Here is a 21,102-nt window from a genome sequence, read left to right on the forward strand (position 1 = left end):
GCTCAGCGAACGATTTGTGGGCGCTTCATTGGAGTACGGGGCTTCTCGCCGGACGCGCCGGGGAGCGGCTCCTCGACCGTCATGCGCGACGGAAGCGAGAAGACGCCGAGCGGCCTCGACGGGTCGAAGTTGTCGTGCAGCACGCGCGACCCCGCGACAATGACAAGGGGCGGCGTGAGATCGTCGAGCACGTCGTAATTCTTCGGAGACTGGAGAGATTCGCTCACGTGCAGGTACAGCGGATACTCGCCCGGCCGGATGTACACGCTCGGCAGGTCAACCACGACGGTCGAAGTCGTTCCCGGCGAGACGAGCGCCCCGGTGACGACGTGCCGCGCGGAGGTCACGAGCTCGCGCGACATCCCCGAGCGGATCCCGACGAATATCGCCAGCCCGCGCATCGGCGCGTGAACCGTGAACGTGAGGCGGAACCGCACAGTGTCGCCCATCGCGAACGTGTAGCGCTCGTTCCCGTCGAGATCCTCGACCGACACCGCCGTGAATCGCACCGCGCCGGAGCCGCGGCGGTTCTCCGGATTGTTCACCCCGGTCTCCGCATCCACGCGCAGCTCGCGCAGCCGCTGGTTGTAAACGGCGAGCGTTGAATCCGTGGGCCCGTCGGCGGCGACACGACCGTGCTCAAGCAGAATCCCGCGCGTGCAGAGCTGCCGCACCGCCTGCGTGTTGTGGCTCACGAAGAACACCGTGCGCCCCTCGCCCGCCACGTCCTCCATCTTGCCGAGGCATTTCTTCTGGAACTCGGCGTCACCTACCGCCAGCACCTCGTCCACAAGCAGTATCTCCGGCTCGAGATGCGCGGCTACAGCGAATGCGAGCCGCGTGTACATGCCGCTCGAGTAGCGCTTGGTCGGCGTATCTATGAACTGCTCGACCCCGGCGAAATCCACGATGGCGTCGAACTGCCGCGCGATCTCCGACTTCCGCATGCCGAGGATGGCGCCGCTCAGGAAGATGTTCTCGCGGCCCGTGAGCTCGGGATGGAACCCCGTCCCGACTTCGAGCAGCGCGCCGACGCGTCCGTAGATCTCGGCGCGCCCCCGCGTCGGCTCGGTGATCCGCGACAGGATCTTGAGCAAAGTGCTCTTCCCCGCTCCGTTGCGCCCGATTATCCCGACGACCTCGCCCTCCATCACCTCGAACGAGACGTCATCCAGCGCCCAGAACGTCTCCATCGTGTCGGACCGGCCAAGCGCGCGCTTCCACAGGTTCTTCGGCAGCGCGATGACTTCTTCCTGAAGCGTGCGGTACGGCTGGCGTCCGAGCGCCCGCGCTATGCGGTACGATTTCGCGAGCCCTTCGACCTTGATCGCCGTCTGGCTCATACCGCGTCCGCGAAGCCGCGCTCTACCCGGCGGAAGAAGAAGGCGCCGCCGACGAACACCGCCAGAGACAGAACGGTGGTGATCCCCACGATCGCCGGCGTTATGGAACTGGTGCCGAGCACCGACCAGCGGGCGCCTTCAATGAAGGCGACAGCCGGATTCAGACTGTAGTACAGCCGCCACTTCTCGGGCACGATCGTCGTCGCGTAGGCTACCGGACTGGCGAACATCCACACCTGGAGCAGGAACGGCAGCGCGTGCACGAAATCGCGGTACTTCACGTTGAGCGCGGACAGCCAGAGACTCACCCCCGTTGCCGTGACCGCGGTGAGCGCGATGAAGAACGGAAGCGCCAGCAGCCGCCACGTCGGCGATATGCCATAGAAGATCATGAACACCGCCAGCACGCCAAGCGATACCAGCAGGTCGAGCATCGCCGAGAAGGTGCTGGCGAGGGGAATCGCCAGTCGCGGGAAATAGACCTTGGTGATGAGCCGCTGGTCGGTGATGAGACTGTTGCCGGCGCGCTGCAGCACAGCGGCGAAGTAGTTCCACACCACCACGCCGCTGAAGACGAACACGAGGTAGGGGTGCCCGTCGCTCGGCAGCTTCGCGAAGCGGCCGAACATCACCGTGAAGATGAGCGCGGCCACAAGCGGCTGAAGCACCACCCACGTGATGCCGAGCCCGGTCTGCTTGTACCGCAGCTTGATGTCGCGGCCGGCGAGGATCATCAGCAGGTCGCGGTACGTCCACAGCTCGCGGAGGTTGAGGGCCGACCAGCCGCTGGTCGGCTCGATGACCACGGTCGGTCGGCGGACAGCGGCGGGCGGGCGGTTCTGGCCGGGGAACGTCGCAGGCGCCGTCACGCTTTGCGCCGCGAGCCGAAAGCCCGCGCAAGAGGCCGCCACGGATGCGTGAGGTCGCCCATCGCCTCATGCCTCAGTGCGGCAAACTCCACGAACTCGTCTGATTGCGACGCGCTGCCACGGGCCATCCGGTCGCGCCCGAACGCGAGAAGAGATCCGAGCACCAGCCCGATCAGAATGCCGATGGCGGTCTTCCGCACGCCGCCGCGCGAGTCGGGACCGATCGGCAGCTCCGGCGCCTCGATGACCGTGATCACCGGCAGGTCGCGCACCTCTTCGATGCGCGCCGTTTCATACGCGCTCAACAGGCTCGAGTAGATCTGGTTCCGCATGTCCACCTGCCGCTGCAGCCGTCCGTACTCAAGTACGAGCTGCGGCGAGTACCTGTACTGGCGGTTCCCCTCGAGGAAGCTCTCCAGCTCCGACTCCGCCTGGCGAAGCTCGGCGCGCTTCTCCCCGAGCTGCCGCTCGACGAAGGCGCGATCGAGCGATGCCAGGTTCTGCCGCTGCGACAGGTTGTAGATGTTAACCTGGTCCAGAAGGTTCTGCGCGATCTGGAGCGACAGCTCCGGATTCGCGGTGGCCACGCTGACGGAGATGACACCGGTCTTTGCCGCCAGTGTCGAGCGGATCGCGCCCTTGAGCGCGCTGATCACCTTCGCCTTCCGTACGGCAGGGCGAGGATCCCTGATGTTGAAGATCTTCTCCAGATCGCCGCTCACCACTCCCGTGTCGGTCCTCATCCGGTACGTCTTCTCCGCCACCGGCCACAGCAGCGACCTCGTCTCGAGCAGGTCGGTGTAGAGCTGCGGATTGCTGGACGGATCGCCGCTGCCAAGGTTGATGCCGAACTGCGCCGCGATACCGCCGAGCTGGCCCTGGCCTCGCGCGCCCCTGGGCATGAACTTCGCCTCAGTCGTGTAGTACCTGGACGACGTGACGCTCCGCGCGCCGGCGTACGCGCCGATGGCGAGCGCGAGCGTGACGATCATCACGCGATGGCGCAGCAGCACGTTCATCAGGCTCACCGCGGATATGTCCTTCTCGTTTTCTTCCGGAGCGCCGGCGATCTGCGGCGCCGCAGGAACGCTCAGCGGTTGCGTCGCGCGGGGGCTGGTCAACTGGCGAGCCTCGCCAGCTCGGCTTCGCGCGCGCCGAGGAACCATTCGTATGTCGAGCGGATGCCTTCCTCCAGCGGAATGCGTGGTTCCCAGCCGCGACTGCGGATCAGCGCGGAATCCATCAGCTTCCGGGGAGTGCCGTCGGGCCTGGACGTATCCCATTCCACCGGTCCGTCATAGCCGACAACGCGGGCAACAATCTGCGCCAGCTCCTTGATCGGCAGGTCGGAGCCGGATCCGACGTTGTAGAGTCCCGTGACTCCCGACTCCATCATCATGAGTGCAGCGCCTGCTGCGTCGTCCACATGCAGGAACTCGCGGCGCGCCGTCCCGTGTCCCCACAGCGTGACGACGGCATCCAGGCCCTCGGCGCGCGCTTCCTTCGCTTCGTGAAACTTTCGGATCAGGGCCGGAAGCACGTGCGAGCTCTCGAGGTCGAAGTTGTCGTTCGGTCCGTACAGATTCGTCGGCATCAGCGAGATCCAGCGCCGGCCGAACTGCGAGTTCGCGGCCTCAACCAGCTTCACCCCGGCAATCTTGGCGATGGCGTAGGGCTCGTTGGTGGACTCGAGCGGGCTCGTGAGCAGGTACTCCTCCCTGATCGGCTGCGGTGACATCCTCGGATAGATGCACGAGCTGCCGAAGAAGACTACACGATCCACTCCCGCGTCGAGCGACGCGCCGAGCACGTTGGTCTCGATAACCAGGTTCTCGAAGAGAAAATCCCAGCGATATGTATTGTTCGCCTTGATCCCGCCCACCTTCGCCGCGGCGAAGAAGACGACGTCGGGCTTCTCATCCCTGAAGAACTGGCGCACCGCGCGCTGGTCGAGCAGATCGAGCTCCGCACGCGTCCTCACGATCGGAGCCGGATAGCCCCCCGCCTCGAGGGCGCGGACCACCGCCGATCCTACCAGCCCGCGATGGCCGGCGACGAAACAGCGGCTCGCCGCCCGGTCCGTCACTTTACCAGCGCGTGCAGCGCCGCGTACGACGACTCGATCGTGAACGGCATGCCCGACTGCACCGACGCGAGATCGGCATCCACCATCATTTCCACGAGCTCCGTGAAGCTCACGCGCGGCGACCACCCCAGCTCGCGCTTCGCCTTGCTGGCATCACCGATCAGGAGGTCCACTTCCGTCGGACGGAAGTACCGCTTGTCAATCGCGATGACCTCGTTCCCCGTCGCGGTATCAATCCCCACTTCGTCCTCACCCGTGCCGCGGAACTCGATGTTCATTCCCACGCGGGCGAAAGCGGCCGAGCAGAACTCGCGCACCGTGTGCTTCGCTCCTGTCGCAAGCACGTAATCGCCCGGAGTCGCGTGCTGCACCATCTTCCACATCCCTTCCACGTAGTCCCCGGCGAATCCCCAGTCGCGCTCGGCGTCGAGGTTCCCGAGGAAGAGCTTGTCCTGCTGCCCCTCACGGATGCGGGCGACGGCCATCGTGATCTTGCGCGTCACGAATGTCTCGCCGCGAATGGGCGACTCGTGATTGAACAGGATGCCCGACGACGCGTGCGCTCCGTATGCCTCGCGATAGTTCACCGTGATCCAGTGCGCGTAGAGCTTCGCCACAGCGTACGGGGAGCGGGGATAGAAGGGCGTCGTCTCCGACTGCGGCACCGCCTGCACCTTGCCGTACATCTCGGACGTCGAGGCCTGATAGAATCGCACGCGATCGAGCATGCCGAGGATTCTCAGCGCCTCGAGCAGTCGCAAGGCGCCGAGCGCGTCGGCGTTGCCCGTGTATTCGGGCGTCTCGAAGGAGACCTGGACGTGGCTCTGTGCGGCGAGGTTGTAGATCTCGTCGGGCTGGGACTCCTGGATGATGCGGATGAGATTCGTGGCGTCGGTGAGGTCGCCGTAGTGCATCACGAACCGGGAGTGAACATCCTGCGGCTCGGCGTAGATCTGGTCCACCCGCTGAGTGTTGAACGACGAGGCACGGCGCTTGAGGCCGTGGACCATGTAACCCTTCGCGAGCAGGAGACGCGCGAGGTAGGCTCCGTCCTGGCCGGTAACCCCCGTGATCAGCACTGTTTTCATTGAGAACCCGTAAAGATGCGGCGAAGCCCGGGAAGCCCTCCGTCATGGCAGGAGCGTCCCCCCGGGATCGTTAATGACGATGGAAGGTTGAGCCGGAGAAATGTCACATAGGCTATGGCGTCAGTCAATCTTTTCCCGTAGTCTTGTCCCGTAGTCTTGTCCCGTAGTCTTCATAATGGTCGTAAGTTCGCATCAATGTGTGACATCCGGATTGTGCAGGAGTCGTTATTGCGTAGATTGGGACGGGCATGGGCCTTGCCGCTCGCAGTTCGGAGAAGATGGTCCCATGCCCATTTTGTTTGTGACGTCGAAATACCTCAAGCCAGAAACACGTCTTGACGCCTAAGCCAATCCGAAACAGGCACCTGTTCGTCGCCGACTTCCTGTCCGTTATCGCGGCGACACTGATTGCGTTTCTCGTTCGCTTCGAGCAGCCGCAGTGGATAAGTGAGAATCTCCGCCTCGTCACTTTCTACCTGGCTCTCTCGGTACCCCTCAGACTCTTCATATTCTTCATCGCCGGCATGTACCGGCGGCTCTGGCGCCACGCCAGCGTCGGCGAGCTCAGGCCGATCCTTCTCGCCGCCCTGGGCGGTGGGGTCGCCTGCGGGCTGATCGGGCTGATCGTCCTCCCCGCCACCGGCCTCACGCCGGCCAGGGTCCCGTTCTCCGTCATATTCATTGACACATTCCTGACCGGCGCCCTCATCTCCCTGCCGCGCCTCATGGCGAGGATCAACCGGGCGGGCTACACGCACCGCCGGAAGGACGACGGCGGAAAGCGCGTCCTCATTGCCGGAGCGGGCGACGCGGGCAAGCTGGTCGTGAAGGAGCTGTTCGCCACGTCGCAGCTCGGCCTCGAGCCGATCGGCTTCGTGGATTCGGACGCCACCAAGCACGGCCGCATACTGGCCGGCCTGCCGGTGTTCGGCCCCCTCGCGCACATCCCGGAGATCGTCGAGCGGCTCGGAGTCGCCGAGATCATCATCGCGATGCCTTCGGCTCCCGGTACCGTGATCAGGCAGGTCGTTCGCGCGGCGCTCAGCTGCGGCATCCCCACCCGCACCGTGCCCAGCCTCCCCGAGATCATCTCGCGGCAGGGCAACGCCACGGGCTTGCGGGAAGTCGAGATCCAGGACCTCCTCCGCCGCGATGCCGTCGAGACCGACCTCGCCGCGGTCGCCGAACTGGCGACGAGCGAGACCGTTCTCATCACCGGCGCCGGCGGGTCCATCGGCAGCGAGCTCTGCCGGCAGCTCGCCCGGCTTGCTCCGTCCCGCCTGATTCTCCTCGGTCACGGGGAAAACTCCATCTTCGACATCTTCCAGGAGCTGACGCTCAGCTTCCCGGACGTCGAGATGATTCCCGTCATCGCCGACGTCCGCGACCGCGGCCGCATCCAGTACATCTTCCAGCAGTACCGCCCGCACGCCGTCTTCCACACCGCCGCGCACAAGCATGTGCCGCTGATGGAGGACAACGTCCTCGAGGCCGTCACCAACAACGTCGCCGGCACGCGCAACGTCGTGGACGCGGCGATCGAGGTGAACGTCCAGCACTTCGTGCTCATCTCGACGGACAAGGCGGTGCGCCCCACCAGCGTCATGGGCGCCACCAAGCGAATCGCCGAACAGCTCGTGCAGCACGCGGCGACCAAGCACCACCGCAATTTCGTCTCGGTGCGATTCGGCAACGTCCTCGGCAGCCGCGGCTCGGTGGTTCCGACGTTCCTCCGGCAGATTCGCGCCGGCGGTCCCGTCACCGTGACGCACCCCGAGATGCGCCGCTATTTCATGACGATCCCGGAGGCCGTGCAGCTGGTGCTCCAGGCGGGCGCTCTTGGACGCGGCGGCGAGGTGTTCGTGCTCGACATGGGCGAGCAGATCCGCATCGTGGACATCGCCACCGATCTCATTCGCCTCTCCGGCCTCGAGGTCGGCGCCGACATCGAGATCACGTTCACCGGCGTGCGTCCGGGCGAAAAGCTGTACGAGGAGATGTTCTTCACCGCCGAGAACGTGCTGCCGACGGATCACCCCAAGGTGCTGCGCGCGCGCAACGGATTGCTCGCCGAGGGCACCGTGAAGCACATAGACGCGCTCATGCGCTCTACGGACAGCGGCCGTCCGGAAGACGAGATCCGGAAGCTGCTCCAGACGCTCGTGCCCGATTTCCACCCGCACGGGGCTACTTCTCACGAGGGCGAGGCGCCGGCGCGCGGGTCGGAGACAGTCCGGCGGGCGTAAGGCCGTGCGACGCAGGTGACCGCCACAGTGACTGAGCCCTTCAACTACTCCGGCACCGAGCTCACCTCCCTGGCCGAAGCGAAGAACTACTACGCCTGGGTCCTGAAGCAGTTCGAGCCTTTCCTCGGCCCGACGGTGATCGAGGCCGGCGCCGGGATCGGAACGTTCTCGGAATTCCTGCTCAGCGTGCCGCGCATCCGCCAGCTCATCGCCATCGAGCCCGCGGCGAATACGTTCCCAGCCCTCCAAAAGCGCTTCCAGGGCAATCCGCGGGTCCGGGTGACTCCCGGGTACCTCAGCCAGCATTACCGGTCCTTATCGGCGAATGCGTTCGTTGCGGTGAACGTCCTCGAGCATGTCGCGGATCATGAGGCGTTTCTGCGAGAGGCACGGGATGCCATTGTCCCCGGGGGCCATTTGCTCCTCTTCGCCCCCGCTCTTCCAGCGATCTACGGAACGCTCGACCGCGTCTTCGAGCACCATCGCCGGTACACGAAAGCCTCGCTGCGCGCCGTGATCGAGTCAGCCGGATGGAAGCCGCACCGCATCAGCTACATGAATCTCCCGGGAATCGCCGCGTGGTTCATGGCCGGCCGCGTCCTCCGCAAATCGAGCATTGCGGCTCGTGACGTGAAGGCCTATGATCGGCTCGTCATCCCCTGGCTGTCGCGCCTGGAGTCGGTATTTTCGCCGCCGATAGGCTCCAACCTCGTCGCGATCGCGACCAAGCCCTGACCATGAGCGAGCAGAATCCCATCAAAGTCTCGGTGCTGATGCCTGTGTACAACGAGCGCGCGACCGTCGCTCACGCGGTGAAGCGCGTGCGCGAGGTTCCGTTCGAGATGCAGATCATCTGCGTGGACGACTGCTCGACCGACGGAACGCACGATGTCCTGCGGGAGCTACGCGCGTCGGGTCGCATAGATGAGCTGGTCACTCACGAGGTGAATCGTGGAAAGGGCGCCGCGATCCGGACGGCGCTGGCGAAGGCGACGGGCGACGTGGTGGTGATCCAGGACGCCGATCTGGAGTACGATCCGTTCGACATTCTCCGCCTGCTCGGCCCCATCCGTGACGGTCGGGCCGACGCCGTTTTCGGCAGCCGCTTCAAGGGCGACGTGAGCCGCGTGCTCTACTACTGGCACAGTCTCGGCAACTGGGGGCTCACCACGCTCTCCAACATGCTCACCAACCTGAACATCTCCGACATAGAGACCTGCTACAAGCTGGTGAGGACCGATTTGATGAAGAGCCTGCCGCTCACGTCGAACAGATTCGGGTTCGAGCCCGAGCTGACGGCGCGGCTGGCGCAGTCCCGTGCGCGGATTTACGAGGTGCCGATCAGCTACAGCGGCCGGACGTACGCCGAGGGGAAGAAGATCAGGTGGAGCGACGGTGTGGCGGCGCTGTGGCACATCGTGCGGTTTAATCTCCTGTCGCCGAAGGCGCCCGTGTATCGCGCAGCCATCCGTCCTTCAGTCCCGCCGAGCGAAGCTCCTCTATCATCTTCAGAGTCCGCAGCCGCCGCCCTTCCCCGTTGAGGTGGTAGCGGGTGTCGAAGAAGAGATAGCCGGGATACACGAAATCGCGTGCCGTACCGACGATCGGTATGCGCATCCCCCGCGTCAGGCGTGACCTGAGCGAGTCAATCGCGGCGACGTTGATCGCGTACGAGCGATCTATATAGGATGGAAAGAGAAAGTAGGCATGCGCCTGCTCGTCCTTCGCTCGCTCGGCGATTCCGTTGAGATCGTCGAGAATGCGCTTGTTGAAGTCCTTCATCGGCGGCAGCGGCTTTACGAAGATCGAGTCGGGATCGTTGCCCTTCTTGCCGAGGTGGCTGACGACGTCGCCGTACTGGTTGAAGGAGCGCCGGTTGTAAACCGCGTTCGTGTCCGGCGGGAAGAACTGGCTCTCCTTCCCTACCGCTGCGGCGGCGGCGTGAAGGAACGCGCGCCTCGCGTTCTCCACGCGCGGTCTCAATACCACATCAATGATCGAGTACGATCGCACGAAGTCGCCAATGCGGTCCGCCGGCGCGTAGAGCAGCGCGGTGTTGAGGGTGTTGTCGCCGTTGGCGTAGTCGCCGTAGAACTGGTCGAACTCGGGGACGACGACGACGGCGTCGCCGGGCCTGATGTACGGCTTCACCTGCGCCAGCATGTACTTGAGGCCGAGCTTGGCGTAGAGCCCCATGTTGACGACGGGGAGGCCGAGCGAGTCCTGCATCATCCTGCTGTCAATTCCGAATGCGAGGTTCGATCCGCCGACGAGAATGATTTTGGGTGACGGCGTATTCCGAATTAGCCGATCCTTCTCGAGTACGGCCGCGACGTAGCTGTCGTCCGTCGAGCGGATGTCGTACTGCCCGATGATCAATCCGGTCAGCGTGATCGCGGTGGCGAGCGCAGCGATCCTGAGCGTGAGCTTCTTCACGGCGGCGGACATCAGAACTGGAAGTAGATGAATGCCTGCTCGGTGTTGATGCCGAGCAGCCAGACCGCCATGCACAACGCGTAGTATGCGGGCCATCGCACCCATGCCGGCTGGAGCCGGAACTGTTTCACCACGTCAACACGCGTGGAGACAACCTCCACAGTCATGAGCCCGGCGATGAGCACCAGCGAGTAAAGCACCTCGAGCCTGGAGATTCCCTCGGCGCGGAGAATATCCGGCAGGATCTGGTGAGCCGTCGGCCGCGCCAGGGCGGCGGACAGGATGTGGATTGCGTCCGTCGTCGTGTTGGCGCGGAAGAACACCCATGCGATGCAGCACAGGACGAACGTGATGCCGACGCTCATCACCATGCGGAGCCGGGGATGCGCGGCCAGTCCCGTCGCGCGTGCGACCGCTTCGCGCGCGCCCTGTGTGAAGAGCGAGAACATGAGGTAGAAGCCGTTGAGCGCGCCCCAGATCACGAACGTCCAGTTGGCTCCGTGCCACAGCCCGCTCAGGAGAAACGTGATGAAGATGTTCCAGTACCAGCGCGGCCTGGCGACGCGATTTCCGCCGAGCGGGATGTAGACGAAGTCGCGGAACCAGCTCGAGAGCGAGATGTGCCAGCGGCTCCAGAACTCGCTGATGGAGCGCGACAGGTACGGCCGGTCGAAGTTCTTCATCAGGCGGAAGCCCATCACCTCGGCGGCGCCGATCGCCATCTGCGAGTAGCCGGCGAAGTCGCAATAGATCTGGAACGCGAAGAAGACCGTGGCGATGACGAGCGTGAGCCCCTGAAAGCTCGTGGGGTCGTCGTAGACGATGTTGACGTAGCGCGCGAGGCGGTCGGCGATGACGACCTTCATAAACAGGCCCCACGCCATCTTGCGGAGCCCGTCGGTGACGCGCTCGTACTCAAAGGCGTGTTTCTCGTAGAACTGATGCAGCAGGTTCTGCGGCCGCTCGATGGGGCCCGCGACGAGCTGCGGGAAGAACATCACGTAGAGGGCGAATATCCCGAGGTGACGCTCGGCAGGATGGCGTCCGCGATAGACCTCGACCGTGTACGACATCGCCTGGAACGTGTGGAACGAGAGGCCGATTGGCAGGATGATGCCGAGCGGCACGAGGTGATAGGGCCAGTGGAAGACCTCGGCGATGGCGTGAGCGTTGGCGTTGAGGAAGTTGACGTACTTGAAGACCGCGAGGACGCCGACGTTGGCGACGATGCTCATCACCAGGAACCACTTCCGCTTCGATCCCGCTGCGTTCTCGATGAGGATTCCCGCTACGTAGTCAACCGCGATCGTGAAGAACAGGATCAGGATGTAGACGGGGATGAACGCCATGTAGAAGTAGCAGCTTGCGGCGAGCAGCCACGCCCAGCGGTAGCGGTGGGGCAGGACGAAATAGATCGTCGCCACCACCGGAAAGAAGATCAGGAAGGTGAAGGAGTTGAAGAGCACTTATTGGAATAAAATGGTGTCGCGGGGAATTTAACCGAAGGGGGACGGACCGAAATGCAGGACCGAAATGCACTGCAAGCGGGGAGCGAACGGTGAGCCTGGACTCAGTGAAACCAAGGGGACATTTCTACTTTGGCTGGACACGCCGCTATCATGGCGACAGCGCGCTCCACAAATTAGGGCACGTCGCTCCTGGGTGAAACTCAACCATCGCATCAATGACTTACGCAGGGCCTGTCGCCACAGCAGGAAACCCGAAGCGCGCCCTCATCTGCGGCGTGTCCGGACAGGACGGCGCCTACCTCACGCGCTTTCTCCTTTCGCGCGGCTACGAGGTATTCGGCACATCGCGCGACGCCCAGGTCTCCCACTTCACCAAGCTCCACAGGCTCGGCCTTCAGGGAAAGATTCAGCTCGAGTCCATGGCCGTGACGGATTTTCGCAGCGTTCTGCAGGCAGTGCGAAAGGCGGCGCCAGACGAAATTTACAACCTCGCCGGCCAAAGCTCCGTCGGCCTCTCATTCCAGCAGCCCGTCGAAACGCTCGAGAGCATCAGTCTCGGCACCTTGAACCTCCTCGAGGCAATCAGGTTCGTCGAGCACCCCATCCGCTTCTACAATGCGGGATCGAGCGAGTGCTTCGGCGACACGGGAGGCGCCGCGGCGAACGAGACGACACCCTTCAGACCGCGGAGCCCGTACGCGGTCGCAAAGTCAGCAGCATTCTGGGAAGTCGCCAACTATCGCGAAGCGTACGGACTCTACGCCTGCTCGGGAATTCTGTACAATCACGAGTCCCCGCTCCGCCCCGAGCGATTCGTCACCCGCAAGGTCGTCGCGGCCGCGTGCCGCATCGCCGGCGGCAGCGGCGAGACACTTCACCTCGGCAACGTCAATATCGAAAGGGACTGGGGTTGGGCTCCCGAGTACGTCGAGGCGATGTGGCTGATGCTGCAGCAACCGAGCCCGGACGATTTCGTGATCGCGACGGGACAGCTCAACTCGCTGGGATCGTTCGTCGAAATGGCGTTCCGCGAGGTGGGGCTGGACTGGCGGGAGCACGTACAGCTCGACCCCGCCTTTCTACGCCCCACGGATCTCGCCCGAGGAGTAGGCGATCCGTCCCTCGCCGCCCGCAAGCTGAATTGGTCAGCCCGCTACCGGATGCGCGACGTGGTGCGGATGATGGTCGAAGGAGAGCGGATTATCCTCGCCGGCGGCGCGCTCTGACCCTACTGCCCGAAAACCTTTCTCCAGAAACCGAGCTGCACCGGCTCCAGGGGATCAACGTCGATCGGATCTTCCGATCTCAGAATCCGCTCGGGATTCGTCACGGTGAGCGCGCGAAGCTGGGCCGCTCCACCCCTCTCGAGCATCGCGGCTGAGCACTGCTGAATGGTGCACCGCCCTCTCGAGTGATAGTCGCTCGAAAGATAGTGCGCCCATCCGCTTTCCAGGATCTGCCATGAAAGCCGTCTCGGGGTGGCGCCGTACTGCCCGACAAGCGACCCGCAGTTGACCTGGATCAGCGCACCCGCTTCGCGCCATGCCTCGATCAGCTCGACGTTGGAACCCATGTCCGCGTACCGCTCGGGGTGAGCGATGATGGGCGTCACCCCCTGCCCCACCACCGACCGGATCGGCATCGTGCTGTTGGGAGGCACGTTCATGAAGGGAAACTCGACGAGCGCAAATCGCGTTCCTGCGAGACGAAGTCGCGGGTCCGTCAATGATGGTGACGGAACGTCGAGCATCATCTCCACGCCCCTCTCCAGGCGCACCGCTGGGAACTCGGCGACGGAAAGTTTTTCGAGAGCAGCAAATGCTTCATCTAGCTGGCCAAGGTAACTCTCCAGCTCGCGGGGCCGACCGGTGAGCGATGCCCGAATGTGCGGCGTCGTGACGATCGTCGTGACGCCCTGCTCGAGCATGGTGGCCAGTCCGGACCGCGATTCCTTGATATCCACGGCGCCGTCGTCGACGCCCGGCATGAGATGGTTATGAAAGTCGAACATCAGGTTCGCAATCTAATTCCAGGAGTTCCCTGCTGATGAAACTCGACGCGATCACGCTTCCCGCACGGAGGTCGATACCCTATGTGCCCCCGTTTTGCTGAAGCGGTATTCACGATCCCGTTCCGCACAGCCGACACTCCAGGAAGGTGACTCATCTTGAGCCGCACCGTGAACGATTCCCCCGAGCCCGCGTCCCAGCTTACCTGTTCGGTCGTCGTACCGACCTTCGGAAGGCCCGATGAGCTGGACCGCTGCCCCGCGGCAAGCGCGGGGCAGGATTATCCACGCTTCGACGTCATCGTGGTGGACAACTTCGCCGGAGACCCAGCCACGGAGACGGTGAATCGTGGCTGCGTCCTGATGAAGAGAATGCAGGCAACCGCAGCCGCGCCGAGGAAGGCATGGGGCCTTGAGTTTACCGCCCCTTGGAGACTACGCATTATATAGTCGCGACTGGATCTCGCGGGCCTCAGACCGCCGCCGTAACCCCCGCGCCCGCCCTTCTCAGCCGTCCCGCCAGCACCTCGTCCAAACGCGCCGTCAGCACCAGTTCCTCACCCTCGTGCCGCTGCTCCAGAACCTCAGCCTCGCGATGAATCTCGGCGAGAAGCTTTCCGTCATGCAGCGGCAGCCTGATCTCCGAGAGAGCCCGGCGCGCCCTGGCCTGCGCCAGCAGCGCGCGCTTGAGCGGCTCGAGCCCGCCCTCCGTCACCGCTGACACGAAAACGGAGCCCGGTACGAGGTTCTGTATCCTCGTCTCCAGCGCGATGAGCTCGTCGTGCGGCACCCGATCGATTTTGTTGAACACGTAGAGCGTCGGCGTGTGGCTCGCTCCGATCTCGGCGAGCACCTGATTCACGACGGTGCGCTGATCCTCCCATGACGGATGGCTCGCGTCAATGACGTGCAGCAACAGATCAGCTTCGGCGACTTCCTCGAGTGTCGCGCGGAACGACGCCACGAGATGGTGCGGAAGCTTCCTGATGAATCCGACCGTGTCGGTGAGAAGCACCGACGTGTTCTCCGCGAGATGTATCTCGCGAGTCAGCGGATCGAGCGTGGCGAAAAGGCGGTCCTCGACGAATACCGATTCGGAGCCCGACAGCGCTCGCAGGATGGACGACTTGCCGGCGTTCGTGTAGCCGACCAGCGACGCGCGGAACTGGCCCTTGCGCGACGTGCGCCTCACCTCGCGGGACTTCTGCACTTCGCCGAGGCGCTGCTTGAGAAGGCGGATGCGATTGTTGATCAGCCGCCGGTCGGTCTCGAGCTGCGTCTCGCCGGGACCGCGCACTCCGATGCCTCCGCGAAACTTCTCCAGGTGGCTCCACATGCGCATCAGGCGCGGCAGCATGTACTCGAGCTGCGCAAGCTCCACCTGCGTTTTCGCTTCCGCCGACCTCGCGCGCGTGGCGAAGATGTCGAGAATCAGCTCGGCGCGATCCATCACGCGCTTGCCGGTCGCGTCCTCGATGTTCTTTCCCTGCGCGGGCGTGAGCTCGTCATCGAACACGATCAGCGTCGCCTCGGTGTCGGCGATGCGCTGAGTGAGTTCCTCGATTTTTCCCTTGCCGAGATATGTCGCCGGATTCGGCTTGTCTATCTGTTGCGTGAGCTGCCCGACGACGATTCCGCCGGCGGTGTCAACGAGTTCGGCCAGCTCCTCGAGGTGCTCGGACATGACCTGTCCGCGCGATGTGCCCGCGCCTGCGCCGGGTGTGAGCGCGTTACCATCATTACGGCCCGAAGGCCGCTTGAGCTGCGCCCCGACGAGGAATACTCTCTCGACAGGGGCCGTCAGCTCGATCAGTTCTCGCGACGTTGGCTACCTGCTCTGTGAAGGGCCGCCGAAGCTGGAGAAACGCCCCCGCTGATCGTACGGACGCGTAAAGCTGCCGATCGGCGTGCTCACTGTAAAGTCGCCGAGCACGCGGTAGTTGATCACGCCGCTCGTGAGCAGCTGCCTTCCCGCCGTGCCGAGTCCCGCATAGGTGAAGTCCACCGGAATCGTCACGTACGTCGAGTCATTGTTGTTCACCTTGAACGCGTGATCGAGCGCGCCGGTGCCGAGCTCCTTTTCCTCGACGAGAAGACGGTACGTCAACCGCGTCGCGTTGAGATCGAACCCGTTGGGGTTGTATACGCTCAGCACGATGTCCATGGCGCCGCCGCTAAGCCCGAGGCCGCGGATCTTCGCGTCGTTGAAATGCACGATCGGCTCCTTGAATCCGCCAAGTCCGAGACTCGCGCAGCCACCCAGCGCCAGCGCCGCCAGCGCTGCTACAGCAAAATGTCTTCGCATCATTAACCCCCGTTATCCGTTACCCGCTACCCGTTACCCGCTACCCGCTACCCGTTACCCGTTACCCGTTCCCGAAGCTCGGCCCACCATGCCAGCCGCTTCGCTATTTCCTTCTCGAATCCGAATGGACCGGGCTCGTAGAACACCGTCCCCTTCAGCTTGTCCGGCAAATACTCTTGCGGGATGTATGCCGCGGGGACGCCGTGAGCGTACTGGTACCCCTCTCCATACCCCAGTTCCTTCATCAGCCCCGTTGGCGCGTTGCGGATGTGCATCGGCACGGGCTCGCCCGGTGTGGCGCGCGCCGCCTCCAGCGCGGCGTTGAGCGCGCGGTACGACGAGTTGGACTTGGGCGCAGTCGCCAGATAGATGATCATCTCCGACAGCGGGAGATAACCTTCCGGCGGACCGAGCATGTGGTACGCATCGCGCGCCGCGATGGCGAGCTGGAGCGCATTCGGATCGGACAGGCCGATGTCCTCCGCGGCCATCGCGATCGCGCGGCGGAAGATCGTCATCGGATCCTCCCCGCCTTCGATCATCCGCGCCATCCAATAGAGCGCGCCGTTCGGGTCGCTGCCGCGTAGCGACTTGTGCAGCGCCGACAGCATGTTGAAGTGCGATTCACCGCTCTTGTCGTGGTGCGCGAACCGCTTCTGCATGGCATCGCGCGCGCCGGCCGCGGTGATTCTGCCCCCATTCCCCGCCTGGATCGCCGCCGCCTCGAGGACGGTGAGCGCGCGCCGCGCGTCGCCATCCGACTCGACTACGATCAGCTCGATGGCGTCATCGTCAACATCGAGGCCCAGCGCGCCGAGCCCACGATCGTTGTCGGTGAGCGCGCGGATCACGAGCTGACGCAGATCGTCAGGCGATATCGGCTCGAGCACGAACACGCGCATCCGCGAGAGCAGCGCGCGGTTCATCTCGAACGACGGGTTCTCCGTCGTCGCGCCAATGAGCGAGATCGTTCCGCTCTCGACATGCGGCAGGAAGGCATCCTGCTGCGCCTTGTTGAAACGGTGGATCTCGTCCACGAACAGAATCGTCTGCCGGCCGAGCTCGAGCCGTTCTTCCGCCGCCGCGATGATCTCGCGAATGCGCGGCACGCCTTCCGTCACCGCGGAGAACGGAACAAACTCACGGTCGGTGTACCGCGCGATCAGCCAGCCGATCGTTGTCTTACCCGATCCGGGCGGTCCCCAGAAGACCATGGAGCCGATCGCGCCCTTCTCGATTGCGTCGCGGAGCGTCTTGCCGGGCGCGATCAGATGCTGCTGGCCGACGACTTCATCGAGGTCGCGCGGACGCATGCGCGCGGCCAGTGGCTGAGCCGACGCCGGCGGCGTGAACAGCGACGCCTCTCGCTCGCCCGCGCCCGCGGGCGGCCGGCGGAATTTCTTCGGCATCAGGCCGACCCTGAAGGGTTCCTCACACGTAAATCCTTATCAGGTTCCGCGCCAGAATGTAGAGCGCGCACCCGGCGAAGAAGCTCCCCTGCAACCTCCAGTCGCGCTTGGCCTGAAACTCTGGCACGAGATTCGACGCCCCCACGTAAAGACTGACGCCGGCGGCGAGCGCGAGACCGTACGACGCGAGAGCAGACGAGAATTCGGTCAGGAGCCCGCCGACGATGGTCGCAACACCCAGCGACGCGCCGGCTAACAGCGCGCGCTTTCGCGATGCGCCGGACGCCAGGAACAGACTCGATATCGCCAGTCCCTCGGGCAGCTTGTGCAGCAGAATCGCGATGAAGACCAGAAAGCCGAGCGACGCGCGCACCTGGAATCCGCTGGCGATGGCGACACCGTCCACGAACGTATGCAGGAGAAGCCCGGCGAGCGCCGACATGCTCACCGCCCGCGTAACCTCGTGCACCTCTTCGCCGAAATGGAAATGTGGCACGAGCGTGTGCTGCGTGAGATGCACGAGCAGGAATCCGATGAGTATCAGCGGACCGGCGGCGGCGCCACGCTGCTCGATCGCTTCCGGTGCGAGATCGAGGAGCGCCACCGAAACCATGAATCCCGCCGAGAGAGCGATCAGCTTCTCGAGCGCGGGCACGCTCCACCGTGAGCGCGACGTGACCGCCGCGGACCCGGCGACGTTCGCCGCGGCCGCGATCAGCGTGTACGCGACCGCCGTGCGATTCACGCCTGAGTCAGGGAGAGTCGCTCAGCCGCTGCAGCGATTGCCGCCGAGAGCGTCGGCGCCGGCGCGCGATCCCAGGCCTGCGTTCGCCACGACCGGTCGGCGAGCGCCGCCCTTTCCTCCAGCCCCTTCCCCTGCAGGAGATAGAGCCACCGGTCGGAGCGCGCATAGATGAACAGCTCCAGCTGCGGCGTGAGAGTGAGCTGGTCGTCGGGAGTGTACAGCGAGATCTCGACGCCGCCGTACGTCGCGAGCGGCACCTTGAGCCGCGCGACCGCGTCGCGCACGTCAGGCAGGGCGATGCTCTCGCCCTTCCAAGTCGCCTCTGTGCGCATGTCGGAGACAACAGTATCAATCGCCGGCGGCAACAACTCGCTCAGCGTGTAAAAGAGGTCCACGACACGCTCGGCGTTGGCACCGATATAGGCTTCGTAGAACTCGCCTTCCTTGCCGAAGGTGAAGCCATCCACCCCCGATCGAAAGCGCTTCCACACGGTTGCATCGGGATTTCTGCCGCGAAAAAGCATTATCGTTTCACCATGTTCAGCAGACTCTCGCGCGAATTGGACGCCGGGTCATTGATAACCGTTTCCAGCAGAGTGCGTAACGTCTCTCCCACCGCCGGACCGGTGATCCCGATACGCTCGAGATCCCGTCCGTTCACCGCCAGATCACCGATCTCGATCGGATCGTGGTACGCAATGCGAATTGCCCGGCGATACACCGACGCCACATGTGCCTTCGAGGGCGCCAGGATGCCGGCATTGCGCTCGGCGTGCCAGCGGGCGTCGGCCAGCCGCAGAACAGAGGCAAGACGCGTGCGACCGGTCATCGCCGCCCATCGCCTCAGCACGGCATCGGAGGGAGTCGCTTCGGTCATCGCGAAACGCATCTCCGCCTCCATCGAGCTCCAGTGCGACACGATCGAGGATATCCACGCGGCGTCGGAATTCGAGAAGCGGAGCGCCTTGAGAGTCTCCAGCACGCTTCCCGCGGGAGCCGCCGAGAAAAGCCCGATCATCCGCATCATCCTCCGGCCCGGTCTCCCCCTTGGGCCGGGCATGCAGAGATGATCGAGAGTGGCGAGCTCCATGGGCGTGATGTCCGCAAGCGTCGGAATAAGCGTCGCGAACGCTCCGCTGGCCTGCCACTTCGCGAATGCCTCGCCGGGGAGCCGCACCTGGTCGAACGTCTTCTCGATCTCCTGCTTCACTCGCTCTGCCGACAGCCGGCCGAGAAGCGGCGCACTGGCGACGATCGCGTCCCAGGTGGCGGTATCAATGCGGAAACCGAATCGCGCAGCGAATCGAAGCGCGCGAAGGGCGCGAAGCCGGTCCTCGCGCATCCGTTCTTCCGGTTGCCCTACCGAGCGCACGACCTTGTGCTCCAGGTCCAACTGACCGCCGAACGGATCGCTCAGCAGTTTCCTGCTCGGTGAATAGGCGATTGCGTTGATCGTGTAATCGCGCCGCGCCAGATCTTCATCGAGTGATGCGCCGAACTCGACCTCCGCGTGCCTGCCGTCTGTGTGCACGTCTCGACGAAAAGTGGTGACCTCGTGCATGATGCCGGACTCATCGAGCACGCCGATCGTGCCAAACGCGATGCCTACCGGCACCGTGCGCGGAAAGAGATTGCGTATCTGCTGCGGGTGCGCGGCTGTCGCCAGGTCCCAGTCGAGATGGGGATGCCCGAGAAGTGCGTCGCGGACCGCACCGCCCACGCACCACGTCTCGTAGCCCGCTTTCTCCAGAGTCCTGGCGATGCGAAGTACGGCCGGCGGAGGCGACAGCTTCGAGATCAATCAGCCGTCCCTGAACAGGTCGCGTGTGCGTTCCATGGACATTCCGTCGCCGAGCGCGAGCATGAGATCAATGCGCGCCTGCTGGGCCCGCCGCGAGCCGCCGAATATCACGCCGATCTCCTCGAGGCGACGCCCGCCTCCGGCGTAGCCGTACGTGCGACCTACACGTCCGCCCTGCGTGCGCGAGGTGATCACTACCGGCTTGTCGTCGGCGATCCACCGCTCGATCGCGGGCACCAGCGCCGGCGGCACATTGCCGCGCCCCATCGCGGCGACGACCACGCCGCGCGCGACCTGTCGCGATGCATCGAGCAGCCGCGCGTCGGACCCAGCGGCGACGAAAATGATATCAACTGGCGTCGCAAGCTCGGCAGGACTGACGATGGGAGGCATCGGTGGCATCTCGCGATGCACGATCAGCTCGCCCTCATCGAGCACGCCGAGCGGGCCGAAGCCGGGACTTTCGAAGGCGTCGAGCAGATGAGTGTTCGTCTTCGTCGCGTCGAGCGCGGCGAAGATCTGTCCGCTGATCACGACCATCGCGCCGAAGCCGCGTGTCTCCGGGCTTGCCGCAACGCGCACCGCCTCGAGAAGATTCGCCGGCCCGTCCCATCCGAGATCACTCACCGTGCGCATCGCTCCGGTGAACACCACCGGCTTCTCGGCGGGCAGTGATCGCGCGACGAGATACGCCGACTCCTCGAGCGTGTCGGTGCCGTGCGTTACGACGACTCCGGTGACCTCGGGGCGCGCGATGTGCTCGCGGATGCGGTTGCGAAGCGCCCACATGCGCTCGACAGTCATGTGCGGACCGGGAAACGCCCCCCATTCCTCGGTCTCGACGCCGGTGACCGCGTTGATTCCGCGCGTCGCGTTGAGGATCTCGGACGCCGTGAGCGATGGCACAGCGCCGCTTCCGTCCGGATCGTTGCGCATGGCGATCGTTCCGCCGGTGAAGAGGATGACAATCATTTACAGCGAGACGCAGAGAGAGCAGAGACGCAGAGAGTGGCAATCGCTTCAACATCACCGCAATCGTCTGCGGCCACTTCCATCGCATACGTGATCAACGCGTCCGCTGCGAGAAGATCAGGCGCAGCGGCGCGGTCGTCGCCCAGGTGCGTCATAAGATGCTCGGCGGCTTCGACGAGAGACGACGAGACGCCGGCCATATCTTTTTCGGTGCGATCTCCGACGACCTGGGCGAGGCGACGCGCAAGTGCCGGCGGCGGAGCGGGCGATCGCGACGCAAGCCAGTCACGCACCCGGATGGACGCACGCGCGTCAGGCATTCGAC

General features: G+C 64.3%; 20 protein-coding genes. 4 read left to right on the forward strand and 16 right to left on the reverse strand.

All coding sequences use genetic code 11. From position 1 onward, the window contains the following. Positions 1-2 precede the first annotated feature (2 nt). From Q7S20_10910 to gmd, 5 genes are read right to left on the reverse strand one after another with little or no spacing between them, the layout of a single operon-like run. Positions 3-1,343, reverse strand: coding sequence for an ABC transporter ATP-binding protein (locus Q7S20_10910; protein MDO8502342.1), 1,341 nt, complete (start codon positions 1,341-1,343; stop codon positions 3-5). Next, positions 1,340-2,212: an ABC transporter permease gene (locus Q7S20_10915; protein MDO8502343.1), complete on the reverse strand. Its 873-nt coding sequence runs from the start codon at positions 2,210-2,212 to the stop codon at positions 1,340-1,342. Before Q7S20_10915 ends, Q7S20_10910 begins: the two co-directional genes overlap by 4 nt. After that, positions 2,209-3,333, reverse strand: coding sequence for a hypothetical protein (locus Q7S20_10920; GenBank protein ID MDO8502344.1), 1,125 nt, complete (start codon positions 3,331-3,333; stop codon positions 2,209-2,211). Before Q7S20_10920 ends, Q7S20_10915 begins: the two co-directional genes overlap by 4 nt. Beyond that, positions 3,330-4,298 carry a GDP-L-fucose synthase gene (locus tag Q7S20_10925; protein MDO8502345.1) on the reverse strand — a complete coding sequence of 323 codons (969 nt, stop codon included), beginning with the start codon at positions 4,296-4,298 and terminating at the stop codon, positions 3,330-3,332. Before Q7S20_10925 ends, Q7S20_10920 begins: the two co-directional genes overlap by 4 nt. Beyond that, entirely contained in the window at positions 4,295-5,386 is a 1,092-nt protein-coding gene (gene gmd / locus Q7S20_10930; protein MDO8502346.1) for a GDP-mannose 4,6-dehydratase, read from the reverse strand. Before gmd ends, Q7S20_10925 begins: the two co-directional genes overlap by 4 nt. Before the next feature lie 335 nt (positions 5,387-5,721). On the opposite strand from gmd, the gene Q7S20_10935 reads away from it, so the two are divergent. The 3 genes from Q7S20_10935 to Q7S20_10945 are packed head-to-tail and all read left to right on the forward strand — an operon-like array spanning position 5,722 to position 9,173. Continuing rightward, positions 5,722-7,632: a nucleoside-diphosphate sugar epimerase/dehydratase gene (locus tag Q7S20_10935; protein ID MDO8502347.1), complete on the forward strand. Its 1,911-nt coding sequence runs from the start codon at positions 5,722-5,724 to the stop codon at positions 7,630-7,632. A gap of 27 nt (positions 7,633-7,659) precedes the next feature. Continuing rightward, positions 7,660-8,367 (forward strand): class I SAM-dependent methyltransferase, encoded by a 708-nt coding sequence (locus tag Q7S20_10940; protein MDO8502348.1) that lies wholly within the window; start codon positions 7,660-7,662, stop codon positions 8,365-8,367. Positions 8,368-8,369: 2 nt separating this feature from the next. Further along, positions 8,370-9,173 (forward strand): glycosyltransferase family 2 protein, encoded by an 804-nt coding sequence (locus Q7S20_10945; GenBank protein ID MDO8502349.1) that lies wholly within the window; start codon positions 8,370-8,372, stop codon positions 9,171-9,173. Here the strand turns inward: Q7S20_10945 and Q7S20_10950 are convergent. After that, positions 9,058-10,080, reverse strand: coding sequence for a hypothetical protein (locus tag Q7S20_10950; protein ID MDO8502350.1), 1,023 nt, complete (start codon positions 10,078-10,080; stop codon positions 9,058-9,060). The genes Q7S20_10945 and Q7S20_10950 overlap by 116 nt on opposite strands. Next, positions 10,080-11,534 (reverse strand): MBOAT family O-acyltransferase, encoded by a 1,455-nt coding sequence (locus tag Q7S20_10955; GenBank protein ID MDO8502351.1) that lies wholly within the window; start codon positions 11,532-11,534, stop codon positions 10,080-10,082. Before Q7S20_10955 ends, Q7S20_10950 begins: the two co-directional genes overlap by 1 nt. Positions 11,535-11,752: 218 nt before the next feature. Between Q7S20_10955 and Q7S20_10960 the strand changes: the two genes are divergently transcribed. Beyond that, entirely contained in the window at positions 11,753-12,763 is a 1,011-nt protein-coding gene (locus tag Q7S20_10960) for a GDP-mannose 4,6-dehydratase (GenBank protein MDO8502352.1), read from the forward strand. Between the two features lie 2 nt (positions 12,764-12,765). Here the strand turns inward: Q7S20_10960 and Q7S20_10965 are convergent, their stop codons facing one another. From Q7S20_10965 to Q7S20_11005, 9 genes are all read right to left on the reverse strand, one after another. Continuing rightward, entirely contained in the window at positions 12,766-13,548 is a 783-nt protein-coding gene (locus tag Q7S20_10965; protein MDO8502353.1) for a CpsB/CapC family capsule biosynthesis tyrosine phosphatase, read from the reverse strand. A gap of 469 nt (positions 13,549-14,017) precedes the next feature. Continuing rightward, positions 14,018-15,229 carry a GTPase HflX gene (gene hflX / locus Q7S20_10970; GenBank protein MDO8502354.1) on the reverse strand — a complete coding sequence of 404 codons (1,212 nt, stop codon included), beginning with the start codon at positions 15,227-15,229 and terminating at the stop codon, positions 14,018-14,020. A gap of 144 nt (positions 15,230-15,373) precedes the next feature. Then, on the reverse strand, positions 15,374-15,853 hold the full coding sequence (locus Q7S20_10975; GenBank protein MDO8502355.1) for an LEA type 2 family protein: 480 nt from the start codon (positions 15,851-15,853) through the stop codon (positions 15,374-15,376). Positions 15,854-15,897: 44 nt separating this feature from the next. Beyond that, a complete protein-coding gene (locus Q7S20_10980) occupies positions 15,898-17,259 on the reverse strand; it encodes a replication-associated recombination protein A (protein MDO8502356.1) in 1,362 nt (453 codons plus the stop codon). Between the two features lie 22 nt (positions 17,260-17,281). After that, positions 17,282-18,004 (reverse strand): ZIP family metal transporter, encoded by a 723-nt coding sequence (locus tag Q7S20_10985; protein MDO8502357.1) that lies wholly within the window; start codon positions 18,002-18,004, stop codon positions 17,282-17,284. Beyond that, positions 18,001-18,528 (reverse strand): hypothetical protein, encoded by a 528-nt coding sequence (locus Q7S20_10990; protein MDO8502358.1) that lies wholly within the window; start codon positions 18,526-18,528, stop codon positions 18,001-18,003. Before Q7S20_10990 ends, Q7S20_10985 begins: the two co-directional genes overlap by 4 nt. Beyond that, positions 18,528-19,805: a hypothetical protein gene (locus Q7S20_10995; GenBank protein ID MDO8502359.1), complete on the reverse strand. Its 1,278-nt coding sequence runs from the start codon at positions 19,803-19,805 to the stop codon at positions 18,528-18,530. The genes Q7S20_10990 and Q7S20_10995 overlap by 1 nt, the downstream gene beginning before the upstream one ends. Then, a complete protein-coding gene (locus Q7S20_11000; protein MDO8502360.1) occupies positions 19,806-20,777 on the reverse strand; it encodes an asparaginase in 972 nt (323 codons plus the stop codon). After that, positions 20,774-21,097 carry a hypothetical protein gene (locus tag Q7S20_11005; protein MDO8502361.1) on the reverse strand — a complete coding sequence of 108 codons (324 nt, stop codon included), beginning with the start codon at positions 21,095-21,097 and terminating at the stop codon, positions 20,774-20,776. Before Q7S20_11005 ends, Q7S20_11000 begins: the two co-directional genes overlap by 4 nt. Positions 21,098-21,102: the final 5 nt, after the last annotated feature.

Source organism: Gemmatimonadaceae bacterium (assembly GCA_030647905.1).
GTDB lineage: Bacteria > Gemmatimonadota > Gemmatimonadetes > Gemmatimonadales > Gemmatimonadaceae > UBA4720.

Excerpts from the sequence above, each read along its gene's own strand:
- Q7S20_11005 (MDO8502361.1), bottom strand. The coding sequence starts at position 21,097 with ATGCCTGACGCGCGTGCGTCCATCCGGGTGCGTGACTGGCTTGCGTCG.
- hflX (MDO8502354.1), bottom strand. The coding sequence starts at position 15,229 with ATGTCCGAGCACCTCGAGGAGCTGGCCGAACTCGTTGACACCGCCGGC.
- Q7S20_10910 (MDO8502342.1), bottom strand. The coding sequence starts at position 1,343 with ATGAGCCAGACGGCGATCAAGGTCGAAGGGCTCGCGAAATCGTACCGC.
- Q7S20_10980 (MDO8502356.1), bottom strand. The coding sequence starts at position 17,259 with ATGCCGAAGAAATTCCGCCGGCCGCCCGCGGGCGCGGGCGAGCGAGAG.
- Q7S20_10950 (MDO8502350.1), bottom strand. The coding sequence starts at position 10,080 with ATGTCCGCCGCCGTGAAGAAGCTCACGCTCAGGATCGCTGCGCTCGCC.
- Q7S20_10975 (MDO8502355.1), bottom strand. The coding sequence starts at position 15,853 with ATGATGCGAAGACATTTTGCTGTAGCAGCGCTGGCGGCGCTGGCGCTG.
- Q7S20_10960 (MDO8502352.1), top strand. The coding sequence starts at position 11,753 with ATGACTTACGCAGGGCCTGTCGCCACAGCAGGAAACCCGAAGCGCGCC.
- Q7S20_10990 (MDO8502358.1), bottom strand. The coding sequence starts at position 18,528 with ATGCTTTTTCGCGGCAGAAATCCCGATGCAACCGTGTGGAAGCGCTTT.
- Q7S20_10945 (MDO8502349.1), top strand. The coding sequence starts at position 8,370 with ATGAGCGAGCAGAATCCCATCAAAGTCTCGGTGCTGATGCCTGTGTAC.
- Q7S20_11000 (MDO8502360.1), bottom strand. The coding sequence starts at position 20,777 with ATGATTGTCATCCTCTTCACCGGCGGAACGATCGCCATGCGCAACGAT.
- Q7S20_10965 (MDO8502353.1), bottom strand. The coding sequence starts at position 13,548 with ATGTTCGACTTTCATAACCATCTCATGCCGGGCGTCGACGACGGCGCC.
- gmd (MDO8502346.1), bottom strand. The coding sequence starts at position 5,386 with ATGAAAACAGTGCTGATCACGGGGGTTACCGGCCAGGACGGAGCCTAC.